Source organism: Dongia sp., assembly GCF_041906375.1.
Taxonomy (GTDB): domain Bacteria; phylum Pseudomonadota; class Alphaproteobacteria; order Dongiales; family Dongiaceae; genus Dongia.
In genome coordinates, this window is the sequence record NZ_JAYRJJ010000002.1 from 184,370 (window position 1) to 204,724 (window position 20,355).

Here is a 20,355-nt window from a genome sequence, read left to right on the forward strand (position 1 = left end):
CAAGCCCGCTTACATGCAGCAGCCCATCACAAAATGAGTCGCTGACATGACCGCTGAGCCCGAACCGATCGCCGCCGAAATCACCTATGACGACTTCCGCAAGGTCGATATCCGTGTCGGCACCATCGTCAGCGCCGAGCCCTATCCGGAAGCGCGCCGGCCGGCCTACAAGCTGACGGTCGATTTCGGGCCCGGGATCGGCCTCAAACGTTCCTCGGCGCAGATCACCCGGCGCTATGCGCTGGATGAACTGGCGGGCCGCCAGGTGGCCGCCGTCGTCAATTTTCCCAGGAAGCAGATCGGCAAGTTCATGTCCGAAGTCCTGGTCCTGGGCTTCCCGGACGAGCAGGGAGAGGTGGTGTTGATTTCCCCTACCCTCGGCATCCCCAATGGCGGCCGGCTCTACTAACTTTAGAAAGTATTTACTTTTCTAATATCCGGCACGAGCATCCACCTTCTTTATGGAGGGTGGCATGGCATGGATCGATGTGGCGGCGGCCGGCGATTTGGCGGCGGCGGGCAGGTTGGTGGTGCGGCACGAAGGTCGCCAGATCCTGCTGCTGGATACCCCGGCGGGATTGTTCGCCTGTGTCAACCGATGCCCCCATGAAGGCTATCCCTTGCGCGAAGGCAGCCTCGGCAGCGGCACGGCCGCCTGCATCCTCACCTGCAACTGGCATAATTGGAAATTCGACCTCAGCACTGGCGAGACGCTGGTCGGCGGCGACAGGCTGCGCCGGTTTCCCATCCGCCGGCAAGATGCGCGCATCGAGATCGAGATCGTCCCCGAAGATACCGACCAGCGCCGGACCGCCATCCTTGCCGGCCTGGAGCGCGCCCTCCATGAGGATGATGCGGACCGCCAGGTCCGCGAGGTGGCCCGGCTGATGCAGCTGGGGCTCGATCCCCACGACGCCCTGCGGCATGCCATCCATTGGGCTCATGACCGTCTGGAATTCGGCACCACCCATGCCATCGGGGCAGCCCCCGATTGGCTGCAGCTCGGCTGGCAGGGAGGCACCGAAGAGCGCCTGATCGCCTGCGGCGAAATCCTCGGCCATCTCTCGGACGACGCCCGCGATCGCACGCGCTATCCGATTCCGGCCGGAATTTCGCCCTGGGATGACGTGGCTTTCGCCGCCGCCATCGAAGCGCAGGACGAGGCAACCGCCATCCGGTTGATGCGGGGCGGCCTCGCTGTCCCGCTATCGGCCGACAGCTGGCAGCGCGTCTTTATGCAGGCTGCGCTGACGCATTACGCCGATTTCGGCCATGCGCTGATTTACAGCGTGAAGACCATGGATCTCCTTGACCTGCTGGGTCCAGGGCTTGCCGAACCCTTGCTGACCATGCTGGTGCGCAGCCTGTGCTTTGCCCGCCGCGACGACCTGCTGCCGGAATTCCGCAGCTATGCCGACCAGCTGAGCCTATGGGGTAAGGCCGATGCCAGCATCGGTGCCCCCGCGCCCGACGCCTTCCGGCGTGCGTCACCGAAATCGGCCATGGCCATCCAGCGCAACTGGTCGGCCCAAGCAGACATGCGGGCCATCTGGCCGGTCCTGGTGGAAGCCGCCGCCTGGCAATTGCTGCACGCTGATGAAAGCCATTTCCGCCGTCCCGACCTGAAGATTGCAGACAATGCCAATTGGCTCGACCTCACCCACGCCCTTACCTTTGCCGATGCCGGCGAAACAGCCGCCGCCCGCGCGCCCGAGCTGTGGCCTGCAATCATGCTGCAACTGGCCTGCTTCATCGGCCGCAACAGCGGCTTCGTCGATGCAGGACTCGACACCGCGTCCTTCAATGTTAATGACCCCGACGCCTTCTGGCAGGAAGCCCGCGCGGGATTGCTCGATCATGGCCGCGGGCGCTTCATCATTTCCGCCCATCTCATCAAGACCTTGCTGGCCGCGGAGCGCCTGGCGCGGGCGCATCCGCAGCTGGCGCCGCTCCTTGCCAGCGCGCTGGGCAGGTTTCTGCAAGCCCCGCTCAAGGAGCGCCATCTGCGGCGGACAGCCCGGCAAATGCTGGATCTGGTCGCACAGGAGTGATCGCCGTCGCACCAGCCGGGAATAGGTTCAAGGCTCAATCGTCCTAGCGTGACGGCGCGCACTGGACGGTTTTCGGGGGCACGCCTATCTTTTTGGGCAAGAACAACATCCCGGTCACCCATTCATGCCTGCCGACCACACCTATCTCGCTTTGCTGGCGAGGCCCATCGCCATCTCCGTTGCGGGGCGCGATGCGGAACTGCGCCCGAGCGTCGCGCACGCCTATGGCTGTCGGGTGGTCGGCGCGGCTGGCCCGGGCCAGCCCATGAAAATTCGCGTCTTCGTGCTGCGTGACGAAGCGCGGCGCGTTCTTGCCGACATCGCTGCCAATGGCGAGGTCGCGACCGTCTATAGCGACGTGCGCAGCTTCCGCTCGCTGCAGATCAAGGGCCATGACGCCGTCATCGACGCCTTCGACGCGGAAGACGCCGTGGCTCGGACCGCGCATCACCGCCTGACCGCTGATGAACTGGTAGCCCTGGGCTATGCAGCGCCGCTCGCCCATGGCTATTTCAGCACGCCAAAACATGGCGACTTCGTGACGGTGAGCTTCTCGCCGCAGGACGTCTTTCAGCAGACGCCAGGCCCGGGTGCCGGCGACAAGCTTGGCGTTGCGACCGACGCCAAGGCCACCGGCCGGAAGAAGGCGGACCGCCCATGAGCCGGATCGACCTTGCCAATCTGCGCGCGAGTCTCGAGGGGGCCATTCCATCGGAGATCGCGACCTGCGATGCGAATGGCGTGCCCAATGTCAGCGTCATTTCCGACGTGCATTACGTCGATGCCGCCCATGTCGCCATTTCGTATCAGTTCTTCAGCAAGACCCGCGCCAACATCCTTGCCAATCCGCGCGCCACGGTTCTGCTGAAACATCCTTCGACCTGTGCGCAGTACCGCCTGCATCTCCGCTATCTGCGCACGGAGCTCGAAGGGCCGCTGTTTGAAACCATGCGCGCCAAGCTTGCCGGGATCGCGTCGCATGAAGGCATGTCCGGTATTTTCCGTCTTTTGGGGGCTGACATTTATCACGTCGAAGAGGCTGAAATCGTGCGCGGCGACCTGCTGCCCTTGCCACCACCGCATGCGCCGCTGCTGGCGGCACTACGCCAGACCCTGCCGCGCCTGCGTGCGGCCCGCGACCTCGACAGCCTGGTCGCCACCCTGCTCTCCGCCCTGCGCAGCGAGTTCCGCCTCGCGCATGTCATGCTGCTGATGGCCGATGCCGCGGCCGACCGACTCTATACGGTGGCTAGCCAGGGCTATGACGAATCCGGCGTCGGCGCCGAGATCCTGCCCGGCCAGGGCGTCATCGGCGTCGCCGCGCGCGAACGCACGCCGATCCGCATCGCCCATGCGACCCGCGAATATCTCTATGGCCGCGCCATCCGCGACGCCTTGCGCAGCAGTCCCATGGCAGCGCGGCTGGAGACGGAAATCCCGCTACCCGGCCTGCCCGACAGCGGCAGCCAGATCGCCGTGCCGATCCTGCATGGTGAAGAGCTTCTCGGCGTCATCTACGCCGAAAGCCCAGAGGCCGGCCGCTTCGGCTATGACGAGGAAGACGCGCTGATGATCCTGGCTGCCGAAGTCGCACCGGCGATGCAGGCCCTGCAGGGCGATGCCGAGGAAAGCGCCCCGGCGATCCGCGCCGAAACGGCGACCGGTTCCGGCGCGCCGCTGATCGTGCGCCACTATCCGGCCGATGACAGTGTCTTCGTCGACGATGAATATGTCATCAAGGGTGTTGCCGGTGCGATCCTCTGGTTCCTCCTCAGCGAGCATGCGCGGAGCGGCCGGGTCGAGTTCAGCAACAAGGAACTGCGCCTGGCGCCGCAGATCCGCCTGCCGGAGTTTTCGGAAAACCTCGAAGCCCGCCTCATCCTGCTGCGCCGACGCCTCGCCGAGCGCAACCAGCATCTGGCGCTCGACAAGGCGGGACGCGGCCGCTTCCGCCTCAATCTCGGCCGTCCCGTGCAGCTGATCGAGGCGGAAGGCTAGGTCGGCCGACTTCACTCGACGAGCGTCAGGCGAGATCCGCCGCCAGCGCCACGCGCTCGAATTCACTCAAATAGGGTTTCACCATCTCGAGCACACCGCCGAACAGTTCCGGCGGCATGCCGGCCTGCATGCCCTTCATCATGATGGCGCGCTGCTGGCGCGTGACGTTGGGCAGGATCCAGCGCAGCCAGGTCATCATGTTCTCCGGCTTGATATGGGCGTGGATCTGGAGTTCGATCGCCAGCAGATCGGCATCCGAGCAATGCTGCCAGAGAAGCTCGGTGTTGGCGCTCTCTTCGACTTCCATATGCTCGAAATTCTCGGCGACGAAGCTGGCGAGCAGGCGGTAGAGTACCTTGAAGGCGCGCTCGCGGATCTGCGCATCCGCTTTTGCCGCTTCATCGATACGCGTCCTCAGGGCGGCGATCGCCGCCACATGATGCTGGTGATCGTCGGCGCAGCGCTTCGACGAGCCGGGCGCCGCCTTTTCCATCGCCGCATGCACGAAGGCGTTTTCGTGTTCCAGATGTTCGCTGCACAAGGCCATCAGATTGGTGACGGTGGCAAGCGACGCCTTCCTGCTCTCGGCACTGGCCAGATCCACCCGGCCAAGCTGCACCAGCGCGTCACTCATCGCGGCGCGCAAGCCCTTATGCACCAGATGATAGAGTTCGCGCCGCTGCGGCGCTGCGGCCTTGTCGTTGGCAGCCATGCCGGCGATGAAATCGGGCGCCTGGACGGAAGTTACGGTCTGGCGCGGCTGATAGTCGGGAACGGTCGGGAAGGCCTTCGCCTCGACAGTCGATCTGTTGCTCATGTTAGCGATCCTCGGCTTGGGGGGTGCCGGGTCGTCCATGACCGCGGCGGTGGCGCGAAGATGCCGCCGCCGCCGCTGGGGTGCATGCTAATTTCCCCCTCACGGAATCCTAACTTTTCGCTAAAGCAACCGTTCGTTAAAGCGGCAGGCGCAGGACCGCGCGGAGGCCCCCGCCGGGCGCATCCGACAACACCAGATCCCCGCCATGGCCACGGACGATATCGCGGGCGATGGTGAGGCCGAGGCCGGTGCCGCCGGTCTCCTGATTGCGCGATTGCTCCAGGCGGAAAAAAGGTTTGAAGACGTCCTCGCGCGCCTCGGCCGGAATGCCCGGACCGTCATCATCGACCATCACTTCGACATGGCGCGGGCGCAGGACCATGGTGACACCGATGGCACCGGCATAGCGATGGGCATTGCCGATGACATTGTCGAGGGCGCGGCGAAAGGCATCGCGCCGCAGCGGCACCACGATGTCGCGCGCCGGCAGCTTCAGCTCAATCGTAGCACCCTGGCGGCGCGCATCGCCCACGACATCGGCGACCAGTTCTGCAAGGTCGGTCGGCGCCGGCTGCTCCATGCCCTCGCCGCGGGCGAAGGCCAGATAGGCACCGATCATGCGCTCCATGTCGGCGACGTCCTTCTTGAGGTCGGTGATCTCGGAATTCTCGCCCATCATCGCCAGCTGCAGCTTCATGCGCGTGAGCGGCGTGCGCAGATCGTGGCTGACACCGGCCAGCATCTCGGTGCGCTGCGCGATCTGGCGGCGGATACGATTGCGCATCTGGTTGAAGGCCTGACCGGCGAGGGTCACCTCGGTCGCTCCTTCGATGCGGAAGTCGGCCACCTCGCGCCCTTTCCCGAAATCGTCGGCGGCTTGCGCCAGGCGCTTGATCGGCTTTACCTGGTTGCGCATGAAGAGGGTGGCCACGGCAAGCAGCGCCAGGGAGGTGCCGACCATCCACAGCAAGAAGACATAGGTCGTCGAACTGAACAGGCGCCGGCGCAGCACCACGACATGCAGCACGCCGTCGGCCAGCTGAACGTGAATCTCGATGTATTTTTCGAGACTGCGGCTGTCGATGATGAAGGGCCGCTCGACCAGATCCTCCAGCGCCCTGGCCAGCTGCCGGTCGACCAGGTTCTGCCGCATGATGGTCGGATCATTGGGCAGGATCTCGCCCGGCTTGAATTCGAGGTTGAGGCCCATATCCTGGCGCGCGGTCTCGAACAGGGCGTGGATTGCGACTTCGTTGCCCGACGGCGCGCTGCCGGCGCGCGGCATCAGCCGCGTCACCGCGCCGATCTCGCCCGCCACCGACTGCGCCAAGCGCTTGGTGACCGTGTTCCAATGGCTGTCATAAAAGACCCAGGCGGAAATCACCTGCAGCAGCACGATCGGCGTCACGATGATGAGGATCGAGCGGCCGAGCAGCGAACGCGGCAACACGCGCTCGATCCCGATCAGCCATTCCTGCAGCAGCGTGTTCATCAGGCGTCAGTCCGGCCGCAGCACATAGCCGATGCCGCGCACGGTCTGCAGATAGCGCGGGAAGCGCGGATCGTCCTCGATCTTGCGCCTGAGGCGGGTCATCTGCACATCGATGAGGCGCGAGGCGCCCACTTCCGCCACATTGCCCTCGGCATGTTCACCGGCGAGTTCGTCGCCGTCGCTGCCGCCGCCGGTGCGGGCTGCCAGTTCGTCGCGGCTGACCGGCTGGCCGGCGCGGCGGGCAAGCACCGCCAGCAGATCGCTTTCCCCTTCGGTCAGATGCACGATGTCGGTGCCCTTATGGAGGCGCCGCCCCTCCACCTCGAAGGCGAAATCGCCGAAGCGCACGGTGCTGGCAGCTTGCGCCGCTGCCGGTGTCCGCGGCCGCGCGCGCTTGAGGATGGCGTTGATGCGCAGGACCAGTTCCTTGGGCTCGAAGGGCTTGGGCAGATAATCGTCGGCGCCGCTTTCCAGTCCGGCGATGCGGTCCTGCACTTCCCCCATCGCGGTCAGCAGCAGGATCGGCACGGCATTGTCGCTGCGCAAGGCGCGCGTCAGATCGAGGCCGTTTTCCCCCGGCATCATGATGTCGAGCACCAACAGATCAAACGAGATGCTCTTCAGCTTCGCCCGCGCCTCCGCGGCATCGGTCGCCACGGTGACGCGGAACCCCTGTTCGCCCAAATAGCGCGCGATGAGATCGCGCAGCCTTTTGTCGTCGTCGACGACCAGGATATGTGCGGCATGCGCCATGGTTCAGCGCGATCCGCTGTGACCCGTGCCACCCGGCGTCGTCCCCGGCAAGGGTGCCGAACCCGGTGCCGCCGGATTCTGCATGCGGAAGCGGCTGCGATCCTCCTCATTGATGAGGCCAAGGAGGACCTTCTTGAAGCCTTCCACCGCCTCGGCCCCGGCCGCCTTATAGGCGCGGGCGACCAGCGCGCGCTGGTCTTCGGTGAGGCGCCGTTCGAGCTCGGCGCCCTTCTCGGTGAGGCTGAGCAGGCGCTGGCGCCGGTCGGTGGTGCCGGGACGCTGCACGATGAAGCCCTCGCGCACCAATTGCGACAGGACGCGGCTGAGGCTCTGCTTGGTGATCTTCAGGATGTCGAGCAGGTCGGAAACCGTCATGCCCGGGTTGCGGCCGACGAAATAGATGACCCGATGATGGGCCCGGCCGAAATCATAGGCCGCCAGGGTCTGGTCGGCCCGCGCCGTAAAATCGCGATAGCCGAAAAACAACAGCTCGATTCCCTGCCGCAACTCATCGTCCCGCAGGAACAAGGGGTTAGGCGTCGATTTCAAATCAGCCATTTTTTATGTCAGCCATGTTGACTTATCTAACCGAATATTTTAAAACAAGGTCATTCCGGGTTCCTTTATAACCCGACGGAAAGCCAAGTGGAGGAATTCATGAGTTTAGTGCCTTTCGACGACCGTGATGGCGAAATCTGGATGGACGGCAAATTCATTCCCTGGCGGGAAGCGAAGCTGCACGTGCTGACCCACGCCCTCCATTATGCCTCAGCCGTGTTCGAAGGCGAACGCTCCTATAACGGCAAGGTCTTCAAATCCCGGGCCCATACCGAGCGCCTGCATAAATCGGCCGAAATCGTCGGCTATGCGATCCCCTTTACGGTCGACGAAATCGAAGCGGGCAAGACCGAACTGGTGCGCCGGACCGGGTTCAAGAACTGCTATGTCCGGGCCATTGCCTGGCGCGGCAGCGAAATGATGGGCGTCTCGGCCCAGCACAACAAGATCCACGTCGCCATTGCCGCCTGGGAATGGCCCTCCTATTTCTCGCCCGAACTGCTCGCCAACGGCATCCGCCTGAAATGGGCCAAGTACAAGCGCCCGGCCCCCGATACGGCGCCGACCGCCGCCAAGGCATCCGGCCTCTATCAGATCTGCACGATCTCGAAGCATGAGGCCGAGCGCGACGGCTTCCAGGATGCGATGATGCTGGACTACCGCGGGCTCTTGGCTGAAGCCACCGGCGCCAACGTGTTCCTGGTCCAGAACGGCGAACTGCACACGCCCAAGCCCGATTGCTTCCTCAACGGCCTCACGCGCCAGACGGTGATCGAGCTTGCCCAACGCCGGCAGATCAAGGTCGTCGAACGCGCCATCCAGCCGGAAGAACTGGCCAAGACCGACGAGGTCTTCCTGGTCGGCTCGGCCGCCGAGGTGACGCCGGTGGGCCAGATCGGCGACTACAAATTCACGCCCGGCCCCGTCACCCGTCAGATGCGCGAAGACTATCTGAAGGAAGTCGGCGCCTGAAGCCGGCACCGATCCGAACGATAAAAGCGCGGGAGCCAACCTCCCGCGCTTTTTTCATTTGGGCCAAGAAAAACGGGGTGCCGCGAACGGCACCCCGGGACAGTTGGAGGAAACGAGAGGCTAACAAGTTACAGGCGGGCAAAAACTCAGGCGGGCAAAACTCAGGCAGGTAAAACTCAGGCAGGTCGCGGTGGAAGGGGGCGGCCGACGTCGGTGGGGGATGGGGTACCAACGTCGGCCTGACCGGGCGCCGCTGCAGGAGGCAGTTCCTGCCTTGGACAGGGGCGGTGACGGCGCCCGGTCTTGAACTCAAAGGGTCTTTAACTGGAGGGGCCTTTAACTACATGATCAAGCTTGCTTCAGGTTGACAGCGATGAAGTGATCGCGGCCGTCGCGGTTGACCAGCATGACGAGCACCGGCTTGCTGCTCTTCTGCGCGGCCTCGGCGAGGCGGGTGATTTCGGCCGGGTCGGTCACATCGCTGTTGCCGATGCGCTCGATGACGTCGCCAGGTTTCAGGCCCTGATCGACCAGCGGCGAATCGTCCTTGAGGTCGACGATGACGACACCCTTGGCCTTGTCGTCGAGGTTGAAGGCCTGGCGCGCTTCTGGCGTCAGGGCCGAGAGGCGTGCGCCGAGCACGGCACTTTCCGAACCATCGGCGGCATCGCCGGAGCCTGCATTGTTGTCATTGCTGGCAAGCTGTTCCGGCTTCAGCTTGCCGATCTCGACGCTGATCTCCTTCTCATGGCCCTGGCGCAGGATGTCGAGCGTCGCCTTCGAGCCAGGATCGGCATTGGCCACCAGGCGCGGCAGGTCGCGCATCTCCATCACCTTGGCGCCGTTGAAGGCCAGCACCACGTCACCCGGCTGCAGATCGGCCTTGGCCGCCGGCGAGCTGGGATCGATATTGGCGATGAGCGCGCCCTTGGGTTCGTCGAGACCGATGCCCTGCGCCAGATCCGGCGTCACCTGCTGAATCTCGACGCCGAGCCAGCCGCGTTCGATCGAACCTTTATCGCGCAATTCGGCCACCACGGTCTTGGCAAGGTTGCTGGGAATGGCAAAGCCGATGCCGACCGACCCGCCCGAGGGCGAGACGATGGCCGTGTTGATGCCGACCACATGGCCGCTCATGTCGAAGGTCGGGCCGCCGGAATTGCCCTGGTTGATGGCAGCGTCGATCTGCAGGAAATCGTCGAACGGGCCTTCATGAATATCGCGGCTGCGCGCCGAGACGATGCCGGTGGTGACCGACCCGCCAAGGCCGAAGGGATTGCCGACCGCCATCACCCAATCGCCCACCCGCGCCTTGTCGGAATCGCCCCAGGGCACCGAGGGCAACGGCTTCTTCGGTTCGACCTTGAGCAAGGCGAGGTCGGTCTTGGGATCGGTACCGATCAACTTGGCCGGATATTCGGTCCCGTCGGCCAGGGTTACCGTGATGTCGGTCGATTCCTCGATCACATGGTTGTTGGTGACGATATAGCCCGCGGGATCGATGACGAAGCCGGAGCCCAGCGACATGGCCTTGTGCATCTGCTTATGGCCGCCGCCCTGCTGCTCCTGGAACTGGCGGAAGAAATCCTCGAAGGGTGAGCCCTTGGGGAAATTGAAGGGCATTTCGGGACTGTCAGCCTCGGCGACCTTGCGCGAGGACGAAATATTGACCACGGCCGGCGTCACCTTGGCGGCAAGGTCGGCAAAGCTTGCGGGACGGGTCTCGCCCGACAGCTGGTCGGCTTTCGCTTCGGCGACATGCGCCAAGCTGATGGCCGGGGGGATGAAGGCCAGCGCCCCCATGAGGAGGGCAGCGCGGCCGACGGTGACGAACAGCCGGCTGCGGCTGATTTCGGGCGCCTTGGGTGGCTGGGCGGAAATGATCTCGGTCATCTGTCTCTCCATTTGCGGCCAGTATGCGCGCCGGGGCTTTGGCCGGCAGGTCTCGGGCCGCGTTGAAGGGGATATTGTTCTTGCCCTGTCACAGCGCCATGTCGGCCGGCATGCTATTTGGCAACGGCATGCGACAGGGGCTTTACTTGTTACAAAACGTTACCAAATTGGCTGGCGCCGGCCCGAAACGGCGGATAACACTGGCGCCATGAGCGAGAAAACGCCCCATATCCTGATCGTCGACGACGACCGCGAAATTCGCGACCTGCTTTCCAGGTTCCTCGAAAAGCACGGCTTCCGCTGTAGCCAGGCGGCCGATGGGCGCGACATGCGCCGGCAATTGGCGGACGCCCGGATCGACCTGCTCGTCCTTGACGTGATGATGCCGGGCGAGACCGGGCTGCAGCTTTGCGCCCAGCTCCGCGCCGACCGCAACGCAGCGCTATCCCGCCTGCCGATCATCATGCTGACCGCCGCCGGCGAGGAGACCGACCGCATCATCGGCCTGGAGATGGGCGCCGACGATTACCTGCCCAAGCCCTTCAGCCCGCGCGAGCTCCTCGCCCGTATCCGAGCCGTCCTGCGCCGCGGCGGGCAGGACGCGCCGGCGGGTGTCGGCGAACCGGTCCAGATGCTGGTCTTCGAGGATTGGCGCATCGACCTTTCCGGCCGCCGGGTCCAGGGACCTGAGGGCGAGGTTGAACTCTCGACCGGCGAATTCGACCTCCTGGTGGCGCTGGCCGAACGCCCGCAGCGGGTGCTCTCGCGCGACCAGCTGCTCGATCTCACCAAGGGCCGCGCGGCGCAGCCCTTCGATCGCAGCATCGACGTGCAGATCGGCCGCCTGCGGCGCAAGATCGAGCGCGATCCAGCGCAGCCCCGCTTCATCACCACCGTCCGCGGCGGGGGCTATATGTTCGCCGCCAAGGTCGTGCGCGAAAACGGGCCTGGAACGGAATCGGGATCGGCATGAGCCGCCGTTTTTTCCCCGACAGCATCCTTGCCTGGCTGTTGCTGATCCTGATCACCGGCGTGCTGGCCAGCCAGGCCGTGACCATGCTGCTCCACAATCTCAATCGCAACGAGGTGCTCTTGCATCTTGAGGACCAACGGGCGGCGGAACGCATTGCCGCCCTTACCGTCTTCCTCGACCACACCGCGCCGGCCCTGCGCCGCGGCGTTGCTGATGCCATGAGCGGGCCGTCGCTCGATGCCCGCATCTCGGACCGGCCGCTGGTGGCGACCGCCTCGGCCCCGCGCGAACTGGCGCCGCTCGCCGGTGCCATTGCCGACCGCTTGAAAGGCGTCAACTGGCGAGAAATCCGTGTCGGCAGCGGCCAGCCCAGCGAAAAAGAAGCTGCTGCCGAACTGGTGCCGATCCGTGTGGCGATCGGCCTTTTCGACGGCTCCTGGCTGAATTTCGAATTCCCGATGGTGGCAAGTCTTCCCTGGGCGTCGCCGCAGCTCCTCGGCCTCACCGTCGGTTCTGTGGTGGCTGTCCTCGGGCTTTGCCTCTATGCGCTGCTGCGCCTGATGCGCCCATTGGAGCGGCTGACGCGCGCCGCCGAAACCCTCGGCCGTTCCGGTACCGCCCAGCAGCTGCCCGAAACCGGTGTGGGCGAAGTGCGCCGCGCCGCCATCGCCTTCAACAAGATGCAGGCGCGCATCGGCCGCCTCATCGAGGACCGGCTGCAGATGATCGCCGCCATCTCCCATGATCTGAAAACACCCATCACCCGCCTGCGCCTGCGCGCCGAGCTGATGGACGACGAGGAGACCCGCCGCAAGTTGGTCAAGGATCTCGACGAGATGGAGGCGATGATCGGCTCCACCCTCGCCTTCGCGCGTGAGGAGGGCAATCCGGAACCCGCCGCCAGGATCGACCTGCGCGCATTGGTGAAGGAAGCGGGCGAACACCAGCCGGCCATGCGCCTCGGCATCGCCGGCACCGGCCCGTGGGAACTGGCGGCGCAGCCTTTGGCCCTGAAGCGCGCCATCGCCAATCTCATCGACAATGCGGTCAAGTATGGCGGCGAAGCGGTGGTAAATCTCAGCCGCGGCCAGGATAGCGACGGCAATGCCCGCTTCGAGATCCGCATCGACGATCGCGGCCCCGGCATTCCACCCGCCGAGATGGAGCGCGTGTTCCGCCCCTTCTATCGCCTCGAGGCTTCGCGCAACCGCGAATCGGGCGGCACGGGGCTGGGCCTCGCCATCGCGCGCAGCGCCATTCTGGCACAGGGCGGCGACGTCGAATTACACAATCGTGCAGGCGCGGACGGCGCCATTCAGGGTTTGACGGCCCGCGTGTTGCTGCCAGTGTGAGGCGTCCGATTCATTAACGCCACCCACACCTTGTTTACGATTTTTTCACCAATCACCACGCTTGTTGATTGCGGCGACTTGCTTTAGTGAGTTCTGCAACCAGAGAATGGCGAGACAAGGTCGGGTTCGAGCGCTTCACCGGAACCCGCGACGTCGAAGCTGTCGCAACATCAGAACCGTCAAAAATTAAGAATCGTGCGGCCGGTATAAATCTCCGATGAAGGGGATACCGGACCAGATGCGCAATGGGGCGGCACAGGAATGGCGTCGAGCACCGAGCTGATTGAGCTGATGGCGGAGCGCAGGCAGGAAGAAGCGCTCAAAGACGCTGAGCAGCGAATTCTGCGTGCGATCGTCGAGGACGTCCCCTTACGGGATATCCTCGATCTGGCCTGCCGTGCGCTTGAAAGCGTGCTGCGCGAAGCCCTCTGCTCCGTGCTGCTGCTTTCGCCCGATGGCAAGCATCTGGCGCATGGGGCGGCCCCCAATTTGCCCAAGGACTATTCCGCCGCCATCGACGGCGCCCCGATCGGACCAGCGGCCGGTTCCTGCGGCACCGCCGCCTATACCGGCGAGATGGTTGTGGTCGAGGACATTGCCACCGACCCGCTCTGGGCCGACTATAAAGGCCTCGCCGCCGCGCACGGGCTTTGCGCCTGCTGGTCGATCCCGTTGAAGTCGAAGGGCGGCGCGGTGCTTGGCACCTTTGCTACCTATCACCGCACCTCCTACCGGCCGAGCGAACGCGAACTCAAGGTGGCCTGGCGCCTCGCCTCTTCCGCAGCCATCGCCATTCAGCGCAAATTGCTCGACGAGGCGCTGATCGCGGAAAAGGAAAAGGCCGAGGCTGCGAGCCGTGCCAAATCCGAATTCCTCGCCAATATGAGCCACGAGCTGCGCACGCCCTTGAACGCCATCCTCGGTTTTTCGGAGGCCATCGACCGCATCCTGCTCGATCCCGAGAAGACACGCGAATATGCCCGCGACATTCATCGCAGCGGCCGGCAATTGCTAGACCTGATCAACGACCTGCTCGATGTGGGCCGCATCGAATCCGGGACGGCCAAGCTCAACCGCCAGCGCTTCAACCTTGCCGCCAATCTCACCGAGCAAGTCGATCTGGTGCGCCATGCCTTCCCCGACGCGGCACCGATCCGCATCGCCGTTTCGCCGGAATGCCCGGATATCCTGGTCGACAGCCGCAGCTTCCGCCAGGTCATCCTCAACATCGTCGGCAATGCCGCGAAATTCACGCCGGCCGCCGGCAGCATCGAGCTTGCCGCCGATTGCACGGCCCCGGGCCTTCGTGTCGTGGTCAGCGATACCGGGCCGGGCATACCGCCGGAAATCATGCGCGATCTCGGCCAGCCGTTCCGTTCGGGCGAGGCCGCCTATAGCCGCAAATATGGCGGCAGCGGCCTTGGCCTCTATATCAGTCGTAAGCTCATTCAGGAGCATGGCGGCTCGCTGGAAGTCACCAGCGAGCTCGGTGTCGGCACGTCTATCACCATCAGCCTGCCCGAATCCGCAATGCTCCGCGCCGACCAGCACGGGCCCGGCTGAGCAGCCTTATTCCGCCGCCTGGCCGTTGTTCCAGATGATCTGCGCCCTGGGTCGCGCAGCTTCCGCCCGCTCCCAATCGAACATGTAGTCGCGTGTGATCGGCACGGAATTGATGCCGCGACCGAGCTGCATCTGGAAGACCATGTTGTAGTCGTAGCGGAACGACAATTCGCTGCCGACCAGATAGAACTCCCACATGCGGCAGAAGCGCTCGTCATAGAGCGCCTGGATGGCCGCCCGGTTGCGCTGGAAATTCGCGCGCCAGGCCTTCAGCGTCTCGGCGTAATGGAGCCGCAGGATTTCGATATCGGTGACCCACAATTTCGTCTGCTCGACCACCGGCAGCACCTCGGACAAGGCCGGCGAGTAGCCGCCTGGGAAGATATACTTCCTCAACCAGGGATTAGTGTGCCCCGGCCCGTCGCGCCGGCCAATGGCATGCACCAGGGCGACGCCGCCCGGCACCAGCAGATCCTCGACCTTGGCGAAGAATTCCGGGAAATGCTTCAGGCCGACATGTTCAAACATGCCCACCGAGACGATGCGGTCGAAGCGGCCCGGCTCCAGGCGATAATCCTGCAGCTTGAACTCGACCTCGCCTTCCAGCCCAGCGGCCCTCACCCGCGCGCAGGCGATCTCGTGCTGTTCCTTGGAAAGGGTGACACCGGTGACCTTGACCCCCGCCGTCTTGGCCAGATAGATGCCGAGCCCACCCCAGCCGCAGCCGATGTCGAGCACGCGCTGGCCGGGCTCCAGCAGCAGCTTCGACGCGATATGGCGCATCTTGGCTTGCTGCGCCTCTGCCAGCGTTGCATCCGGCCGCGTGAAATAGGCACAGGAATACTGCATGCTCTCATCGAGGAAGAGCTCGAACAGCTTGCGGCTGAGATCGTAGTGATGGGCGACATGGCGCTGCGCCGCGCCGATCGGGTTGTGCTGATGCCACCAGCGCAGGACGCGGTTGATGACGGTGAACGCCTTCTGCGATTTGAGGCCGAGCAGCGACTGCGTGTTGCGCATCGCGATGTCGATGAAGTCGTAGAGCGTGCCGTCCTCGATGGTGAGGGTCCCGTCCATATAGGCTTCGCCGACCTTGAGCCACGGGCTGAGACCGAGTTGAAAGGCCAGCGCCGGATCATGCAGTCGAAGTGTGACGGATGGTGTGCCGCTGCCGAAATCCTCGCGGCGGCCCTGATGATCAATGAGCGCGATATGGCCGGTCTTGATCCCGGCGCGCAAGAGTCTGGCAAACATCGCCCACCCCCTTTTCCATGCCGGTACCCCGTCCCGAGAACCGGCCCAACGCTAGATCGACACTGTCATCTTGGTTAAGGATAGGTAAGGAATCTTTCCCGCGTCAATTGCCGAGACCGCGTGCAGCCTTGCGGTGGGGGCAAGGCTGCTATCGAATTACCGCGCCACCACAATGAGATGGCCATCAAGCTGGAAACCCTACAATCTTTCGGGCAACTGCCACTCGGCCCGTACGTCAGGATCTTTCTCTCCCTGCATCGCTGCCCGACGGTGCTGCTGCCACGTTTCCATATCGAGCCGCGACAGAGCCCAAGCGGCGGCCCCCCGCACGACCGGCGCCGGATCGTTCAATAGACTCGCGACCGCAGGCAACAGTTCCCGCTGCCCGCTATTGCCGATGGCGATGAGGACGTTGCGGGTGAAGCGATCGCGCCCGATACGCTTGACCGGTGAGCCTGAGAAGAAGGCGCGAAAGGCCGCGTCATCGAACCGGGCGAGATCGGCGAGGTGCGGCGCCAGGAGATCAGGCCGCGCCATCAGCGGCGCGTGGGCGGTCGCTTGCGCGAATTTGTTCCACGGGCAGACGCTGAGGCAATCGTCGCAGCCATAAATGCGGTTGCCCATAAGCGGGCGCAGATCGCGCGGGATGGGACCTGCATGTTCGATGGTGAGATAGGAAATGCAGCGCCTGGCATCGAGTTGATAGGGCGCCGGAAAGGCTGCGGTCGGGCAGATGTCGAGGCAGCGCCGGCAGGCCCCGCAATGATCCACTTCCCCTCTGTCCGGCGGCAGGTCCAGCGCCAGATAAATTTCGCCGAGGAACAGCCAGGACCCGAAGCTGCGCGAGACGAGATTTGTATGCTTTCCCTGCCAGCCGATGCCACCTTGCATCGCCAGGGGCTTTTCCATCACCGGCGCCGTATCGACGAAGACCTTGATCTCGATTTTGCAAGTCTCGGCGATCCAGCGGCCGACTTCCTTCAGGCGCTTCTTCACCAGATCATGATAGTCGCGGTGGCGCGCATAGACGGAGATGGCGCCACGTTCCTTTTTCTCGATGAGCGCCAGCGGATCGAGATCGGGACCGTAATTCATGCCAAGGACGACGACACTGCGCGCCGCCGGCCACAATGTTTGCGGATCGCCCCGGCGGTCGGCTTTCTCGACCATCCAGCCCATGTCGCCATGGCGGCCATCGGCAAGGAACTCGGCAAGATGCCGCCGCGTCTCCTCGGTGAGGTTGGCCGGCGCAAAACCGACGGCATCGAAGCCGGCAGCAAGCGCTTTCGCGCGAATGGCGTCTCTGATCGCTGCCGGGTCGTGGATAACGGTCATAGGCCTGCTTGCATTTTTTCGCCCATCTTGGCCTCCTGCGTTCCGATTTACAGACCACCTGATTTCGCACTGCATGACAAGAAGCAAGAGGGTTGTCATCCCCGCGCAAGCGGGGATCCATTTGTCAGGCGCCCCGCCCAACGACTTTCATTTGACCAGTGAATCGTAAAGATCGCTCCAATGCGGATTACTCCGCTCAATCAGTTCAATCTTCCAGTCCCGCTGCCATTTCTTGAGTCGTTTCTCTCTGAGAATCGCAGCGCTGATATCATCATGTCCCTCGAAGTAAACTAGGCTTTTGACGCCATATCGCCTGGTAAATCCGGGCAGTACATCGTTGCGATGCTCCCAGGCGCGGCGGACAAGGTCATTCGTTACGCCGATGTAAAGCGTGCCGTAAGGAGCGCTGGCCATGATATAGACCCAAGCATAGGACATCTACGCGCCCAAATTGCCTATCAATCAGCATCACGATCCATGGATGGCCCGCTTGCGCGGGCCATGACAAGAAATAAAACGGACAAGAAGTAAGAAACTTGTCATCCCCGCGCAAGCGGGGATCCATTCATCAGGCCGACTACTTTCGCTCGGCGTGACAAGACAGAAAGACGGCCTCAGCCGCGGCCACGATAGGGGGCGACGGCCTGGTCGGGCAGGAACAGATCCTTCGGTCGTTTGCCCTGTTCGAAGAAGACGTCAATCGGAATACCGCCGCGCGGATACCAATAGCCGCCGATCCGCAGCCATCTGGGCTTCGCCACCGCGATGAAGCGCTTGGCGATGTCGATCGTGGTGCCTTCGTGGAAGCCGCCATGATTGCGAAACGCGGTCAGATAGAGCTTCAGCGATTTCGATTCGATGAGCCACTTGTCCGGCACATAGTCGATGACGAGATGCGCAAAATCCGGCTGGCCCGTCACCGGGCAGAGGCAGGTGAATTCCGGTGCCGTATAGCGCGCCACATAGACCGTTCCCGGATGCGGATTGGGTACGCGCTCCAGCACGGCTGCGTCCGGTGTCGCTGCCGTTTCGACCTTGGCGCCGAGTTGCGTGAGGCCGCTATAGGCTGGTTTCTTCGGCATGGAAGCCTCCTTCAGGCGGGAATGTCGCCCAGTTCCTGCTGGCGATGGAAATCGGCGATGAAGTCGGTGAGCTTGCCTTGTTCGATCGCCGCGCGCATGCCCTGCATCAGTTCCTGGTAGTAGTGAAGATTGTGCCAGGTGAGCAGCATGGCACCGAGGATTTCCTTGGTCTTCATCAGATGGTGGATATAGCCGCGCACATAGGACGAACAGGCCGGGCAGCTGCATTTGGGATCGATCGGCCGGTCGTCGGTGGCATGGCGCGCATTGCGCATGTTGATGTCGCCATAGCGCGTATGCGCAAGGCCCGTGCGACCGGAGCGCGTCGGCATCACGCAATCGAACATGTCGATGCCGCGCGCAACGGCCCCCACCAGATCGCTCGGACGCCCGACACCCATCAGATAGCGGGGCTTGTCGGCGGGCAGGAAATCCGGCGTGTAATCGAGTACCGAGAACATCTGCTGCTGGCCTTCGCCGATGGCAAGCCCGCCGATGGCATAGCCATCGAAGCCGATGGCGGTGAGCGCCTTCGCGGATTCCTCACGTAAGTGCGGATAGATGCCACCCTGCACGATGCCGAAGAGCAGATAGCCATCGCGGTCGCGGAAGGCCTTGCGGCAGCGTTCCGCCCAGCGCATCGAGCGCCGCATCGAGGCTGCCGCCTCCTCGGGCGTTGCCGGAAAGGCGGTGCATTCGTCCAAGACCATGGTGATGTTGGAATCGAGCAGATCCTGGATCTCGATCGAGCGCTCAGGTGTGAGCATGTGCTTCGAGCCGTCGATATGCGAACGGAACTCCACGCCCTGCTCGTTGATCTTGCGCAAGTCCGACAGGCTCATCGCCTGGAAGCCGCCGCTGTCGGTGAGGATCGGCCCCGGCCAGTTCATGAATTTATGGAGACCGCCGAACGACGCCACCCGCTCGGCACCGGGACGCAGCATCAGGTGATAGGTGTTGCCGAGCACGATCTCGGCCCCCGTCGCCTTCACCGATTCCGGCAGCATGGCTTTGACCGTGCCGGCGGTGCCCACAGGCATGAAGGCCGGCGTGTTGACGATGCCGTGGGCCGTGTGGATGCGCCCGCGCCGCGCCTTGTCGTCGGTGGCGAGAAGATCGAACTTGCCGCTCATGCGCCACGCTCCAGGAGGCTCGCATCGCCATAGGAGAAGAAGCGATAGCCGCTGGCGATGGCGTGGGCGTAGGCGGCTTTCATCCGCTCCGTGCCGGCGAAGGCCGAGACGAGCATGAAGAGAGTCGATTTCGGCAGATGGAAATTGGTCATGAGCAAATCGGCGATCTGGAATTTGAAACCGGGCGTGATGAAGATATCGGTTGAATCGGCAAAGGGCAAAAGGCGACCATCCTTCGCTGCACTCTCAAGAAGACGCAGGCTGGTCGTGCCGACGGCCACGATGCGGCGGCCCTCCGCCTTGGCACGATTGATGGTGGCCGCCGTCTCAGGCCCGACCTCGCCATATTCGGCATGCATCTTGTGCTGCGACACATCGTCGGCCTTCACCGGCAGGAAGGTGCCGGCGCCGACATGGAGCGTCACCCGCTGCTGCTCGATACCCTTGGCCGCCAGCCGCTCGAGCAGCGCCGACGTGAAATGAAGACCCGCTGTCGGCGCCGCCACCGCGCCTTCGCGCGCGGCAAAGACGGTCTGGTAATCGGCATCGTCGCGCCGCTCGACCGCGCGGGATTTGCGGATATAGGGTGGCAGCGGCATCCAGCCATGGCACGCAAGGCGCGCCTGGAAGCTGGCTTCGTCGCCCTCGAAACCCAGCCGGACCTGACCGTCTTCGGCCTTGGCCAGGACGGTCGCCGCAAAATCGGCCGCAAAATCGATCCGGTCGCCGAGCTTCAATTTCTTGCCCGGCCGGGCAAAAGCCCACCATTCGATCGACTTTGCCCCCGCTTCCCGGGTCAGCAAGGTGACTTCGATCCGCGCCTCCTTGCGGCGACCTTCGAGCTGGGCAGGGATGACCTTGGTGTCGTTCGAGACCAGGACGTCGCCTGGGTGCAGGATCTCGGGCAGATCGCGCACGATCCTGTCCGAAAACCCCTCGGCGCGGACATGAAGCAACCGCGCCGCGTCGCGCGGCTCCACAGGGTGAAGGGCGATCCGGTCAGGGGGCAGGTCGAAATCGAAATCCGAGAGGCGCATGGCGCCGGTTTTAGCCAGCGAGCCCCCATCCCGCCAGCCTTTTCACAGCATGGCGCGGGCCCTTCCACCGCATGGGACCGGCGCAAAATCGC

The 20,355-nt window shown here is 63.8% G+C and carries 19 protein-coding genes; 8 read left to right on the forward strand and 11 right to left on the reverse strand.

Annotated elements, in window-relative coordinates; all coding sequences use genetic code 11:
• Window positions 1-46 precede the first annotated feature (46 nt).
• The 4 genes from ACE3OA_RS07485 to ACE3OA_RS07500 all read left to right on the forward strand — a co-directional run bounded on the left by ACE3OA_RS07485 (window position 47) and on the right by ACE3OA_RS07500 (window position 4,049).
• Window positions 47-409 carry a tRNA-binding protein gene (locus ACE3OA_RS07485; protein WP_374309563.1) on the forward strand — a complete coding sequence of 121 codons (363 nt, stop codon included), beginning with the start codon at window positions 47-49 and terminating at the stop codon, window positions 407-409.
• A gap of 64 nt (window positions 410-473) precedes the next feature.
• Window positions 474-2,051, forward strand: coding sequence for a Rieske (2Fe-2S) protein (locus tag ACE3OA_RS07490; RefSeq protein WP_374309565.1), 1,578 nt, complete (start codon window positions 474-476; stop codon window positions 2,049-2,051).
• Window positions 2,052-2,175: 124 nt separating this feature from the next.
• On the forward strand, window positions 2,176-2,712 hold the full coding sequence (locus tag ACE3OA_RS07495) for a hypothetical protein (RefSeq protein ID WP_374309567.1): 537 nt from the start codon (window positions 2,176-2,178) through the stop codon (window positions 2,710-2,712).
• Window positions 2,709-4,049 carry a GAF domain-containing protein gene (locus ACE3OA_RS07500; RefSeq protein WP_374309569.1) on the forward strand — a complete coding sequence of 447 codons (1,341 nt, stop codon included), beginning with the start codon at window positions 2,709-2,711 and terminating at the stop codon, window positions 4,047-4,049. Before ACE3OA_RS07495 ends, ACE3OA_RS07500 begins: the two co-directional genes overlap by 4 nt.
• Window positions 4,050-4,074: 25 nt before the next feature.
• Here the strand turns inward: ACE3OA_RS07500 and ACE3OA_RS07505 are convergent, their stop codons facing one another.
• The 4 genes from ACE3OA_RS07505 to ACE3OA_RS07520 form a co-directional block, all read right to left on the reverse strand.
• Entirely contained in the window at window positions 4,075-4,866 is a 792-nt protein-coding gene (locus ACE3OA_RS07505; RefSeq protein ID WP_374309571.1) for a hypothetical protein, read from the reverse strand.
• A 136-nt stretch (window positions 4,867-5,002) separates the two neighbouring features.
• The gene (locus ACE3OA_RS07510) at window positions 5,003-6,358 is read right to left on the reverse strand and encodes an ATP-binding protein (RefSeq protein ID WP_374309573.1); all 1,356 of its coding nucleotides are present in this window, start codon (window positions 6,356-6,358) and stop codon (window positions 5,003-5,005) included.
• A gap of 6 nt (window positions 6,359-6,364) precedes the next feature.
• Window positions 6,365-7,111, reverse strand: coding sequence for a response regulator (locus tag ACE3OA_RS07515; RefSeq protein WP_374309575.1), 747 nt, complete (start codon window positions 7,109-7,111; stop codon window positions 6,365-6,367).
• A 3-nt stretch (window positions 7,112-7,114) separates the two neighbouring features.
• Window positions 7,115-7,669: a MarR family winged helix-turn-helix transcriptional regulator gene (locus ACE3OA_RS07520; RefSeq protein WP_374309577.1), complete on the reverse strand. Its 555-nt coding sequence runs from the start codon at window positions 7,667-7,669 to the stop codon at window positions 7,115-7,117.
• 99 nt (window positions 7,670-7,768) lie between these two features.
• On the opposite strand from ACE3OA_RS07520, the gene ACE3OA_RS07525 reads away from it, so the two are divergent.
• Window positions 7,769-8,641, forward strand: a complete 873-nt coding sequence (locus ACE3OA_RS07525; RefSeq protein ID WP_374309579.1) for a branched-chain amino acid aminotransferase — start codon at window positions 7,769-7,771, stop codon at window positions 8,639-8,641.
• 348 nt (window positions 8,642-8,989) lie between these two features.
• Here ACE3OA_RS07525 and ACE3OA_RS07530 read toward each other — a convergent pair whose 3' ends face one another.
• Complete coding sequence (locus tag ACE3OA_RS07530; RefSeq protein ID WP_374309581.1) at window positions 8,990-10,534, reverse strand: DegQ family serine endoprotease; 1,545 nt, start codon at window positions 10,532-10,534, stop codon at window positions 8,990-8,992.
• Between the two features lie 208 nt (window positions 10,535-10,742).
• Between ACE3OA_RS07530 and ACE3OA_RS07535 the strand changes: the two genes are divergently transcribed.
• The 3 genes from ACE3OA_RS07535 to ACE3OA_RS07545 all read left to right on the forward strand — a co-directional run bounded on the left by ACE3OA_RS07535 (window position 10,743) and on the right by ACE3OA_RS07545 (window position 14,422).
• Complete coding sequence (locus ACE3OA_RS07535) at window positions 10,743-11,507, forward strand: response regulator (protein ID WP_374309583.1); 765 nt, start codon at window positions 10,743-10,745, stop codon at window positions 11,505-11,507.
• The gene (locus tag ACE3OA_RS07540; RefSeq protein WP_374309585.1) at window positions 11,504-12,859 is read left to right on the forward strand and encodes an ATP-binding protein; all 1,356 of its coding nucleotides are present in this window, start codon (window positions 11,504-11,506) and stop codon (window positions 12,857-12,859) included. The genes ACE3OA_RS07535 and ACE3OA_RS07540 overlap by 4 nt, the downstream gene beginning before the upstream one ends.
• Window positions 12,860-13,120: 261 nt before the next feature.
• The gene (locus tag ACE3OA_RS07545) at window positions 13,121-14,422 is read left to right on the forward strand and encodes an ATP-binding protein (protein WP_374309587.1); all 1,302 of its coding nucleotides are present in this window, start codon (window positions 13,121-13,123) and stop codon (window positions 14,420-14,422) included.
• A gap of 6 nt (window positions 14,423-14,428) precedes the next feature.
• Here ACE3OA_RS07545 and ACE3OA_RS07550 read toward each other — a convergent pair whose 3' ends face one another.
• The 6 genes from ACE3OA_RS07550 to queA form a co-directional block, all read right to left on the reverse strand.
• Window positions 14,429-15,676, reverse strand: a complete 1,248-nt coding sequence (locus tag ACE3OA_RS07550) for a class I SAM-dependent methyltransferase (RefSeq protein WP_374309589.1) — start codon at window positions 15,674-15,676, stop codon at window positions 14,429-14,431.
• 198 nt (window positions 15,677-15,874) lie between these two features.
• Window positions 15,875-17,011, reverse strand: a complete 1,137-nt coding sequence (gene queG, locus ACE3OA_RS07555; protein ID WP_374309591.1) for a tRNA epoxyqueuosine(34) reductase QueG — start codon at window positions 17,009-17,011, stop codon at window positions 15,875-15,877.
• Window positions 17,012-17,158: 147 nt separating this feature from the next.
• Window positions 17,159-17,449 carry a GIY-YIG nuclease family protein gene (locus ACE3OA_RS07560; protein ID WP_374309593.1) on the reverse strand — a complete coding sequence of 97 codons (291 nt, stop codon included), beginning with the start codon at window positions 17,447-17,449 and terminating at the stop codon, window positions 17,159-17,161.
• Window positions 17,450-17,625: 176 nt separating this feature from the next.
• A complete protein-coding gene (gene queF, locus ACE3OA_RS07565; protein ID WP_374309595.1) occupies window positions 17,626-18,093 on the reverse strand; it encodes a preQ(1) synthase in 468 nt (155 codons plus the stop codon).
• An 11-nt stretch (window positions 18,094-18,104) separates the two neighbouring features.
• The gene (tgt, locus tag ACE3OA_RS07570; RefSeq protein WP_374309597.1) at window positions 18,105-19,226 is read right to left on the reverse strand and encodes a tRNA guanosine(34) transglycosylase Tgt; all 1,122 of its coding nucleotides are present in this window, start codon (window positions 19,224-19,226) and stop codon (window positions 18,105-18,107) included.
• Window positions 19,223-20,263: a tRNA preQ1(34) S-adenosylmethionine ribosyltransferase-isomerase QueA gene (gene queA / locus ACE3OA_RS07575; RefSeq protein WP_374309599.1), complete on the reverse strand. Its 1,041-nt coding sequence runs from the start codon at window positions 20,261-20,263 to the stop codon at window positions 19,223-19,225. The genes tgt and queA overlap by 4 nt, the downstream gene beginning before the upstream one ends.
• Between the last annotated feature and the right edge of the window lie 92 nt (window positions 20,264-20,355).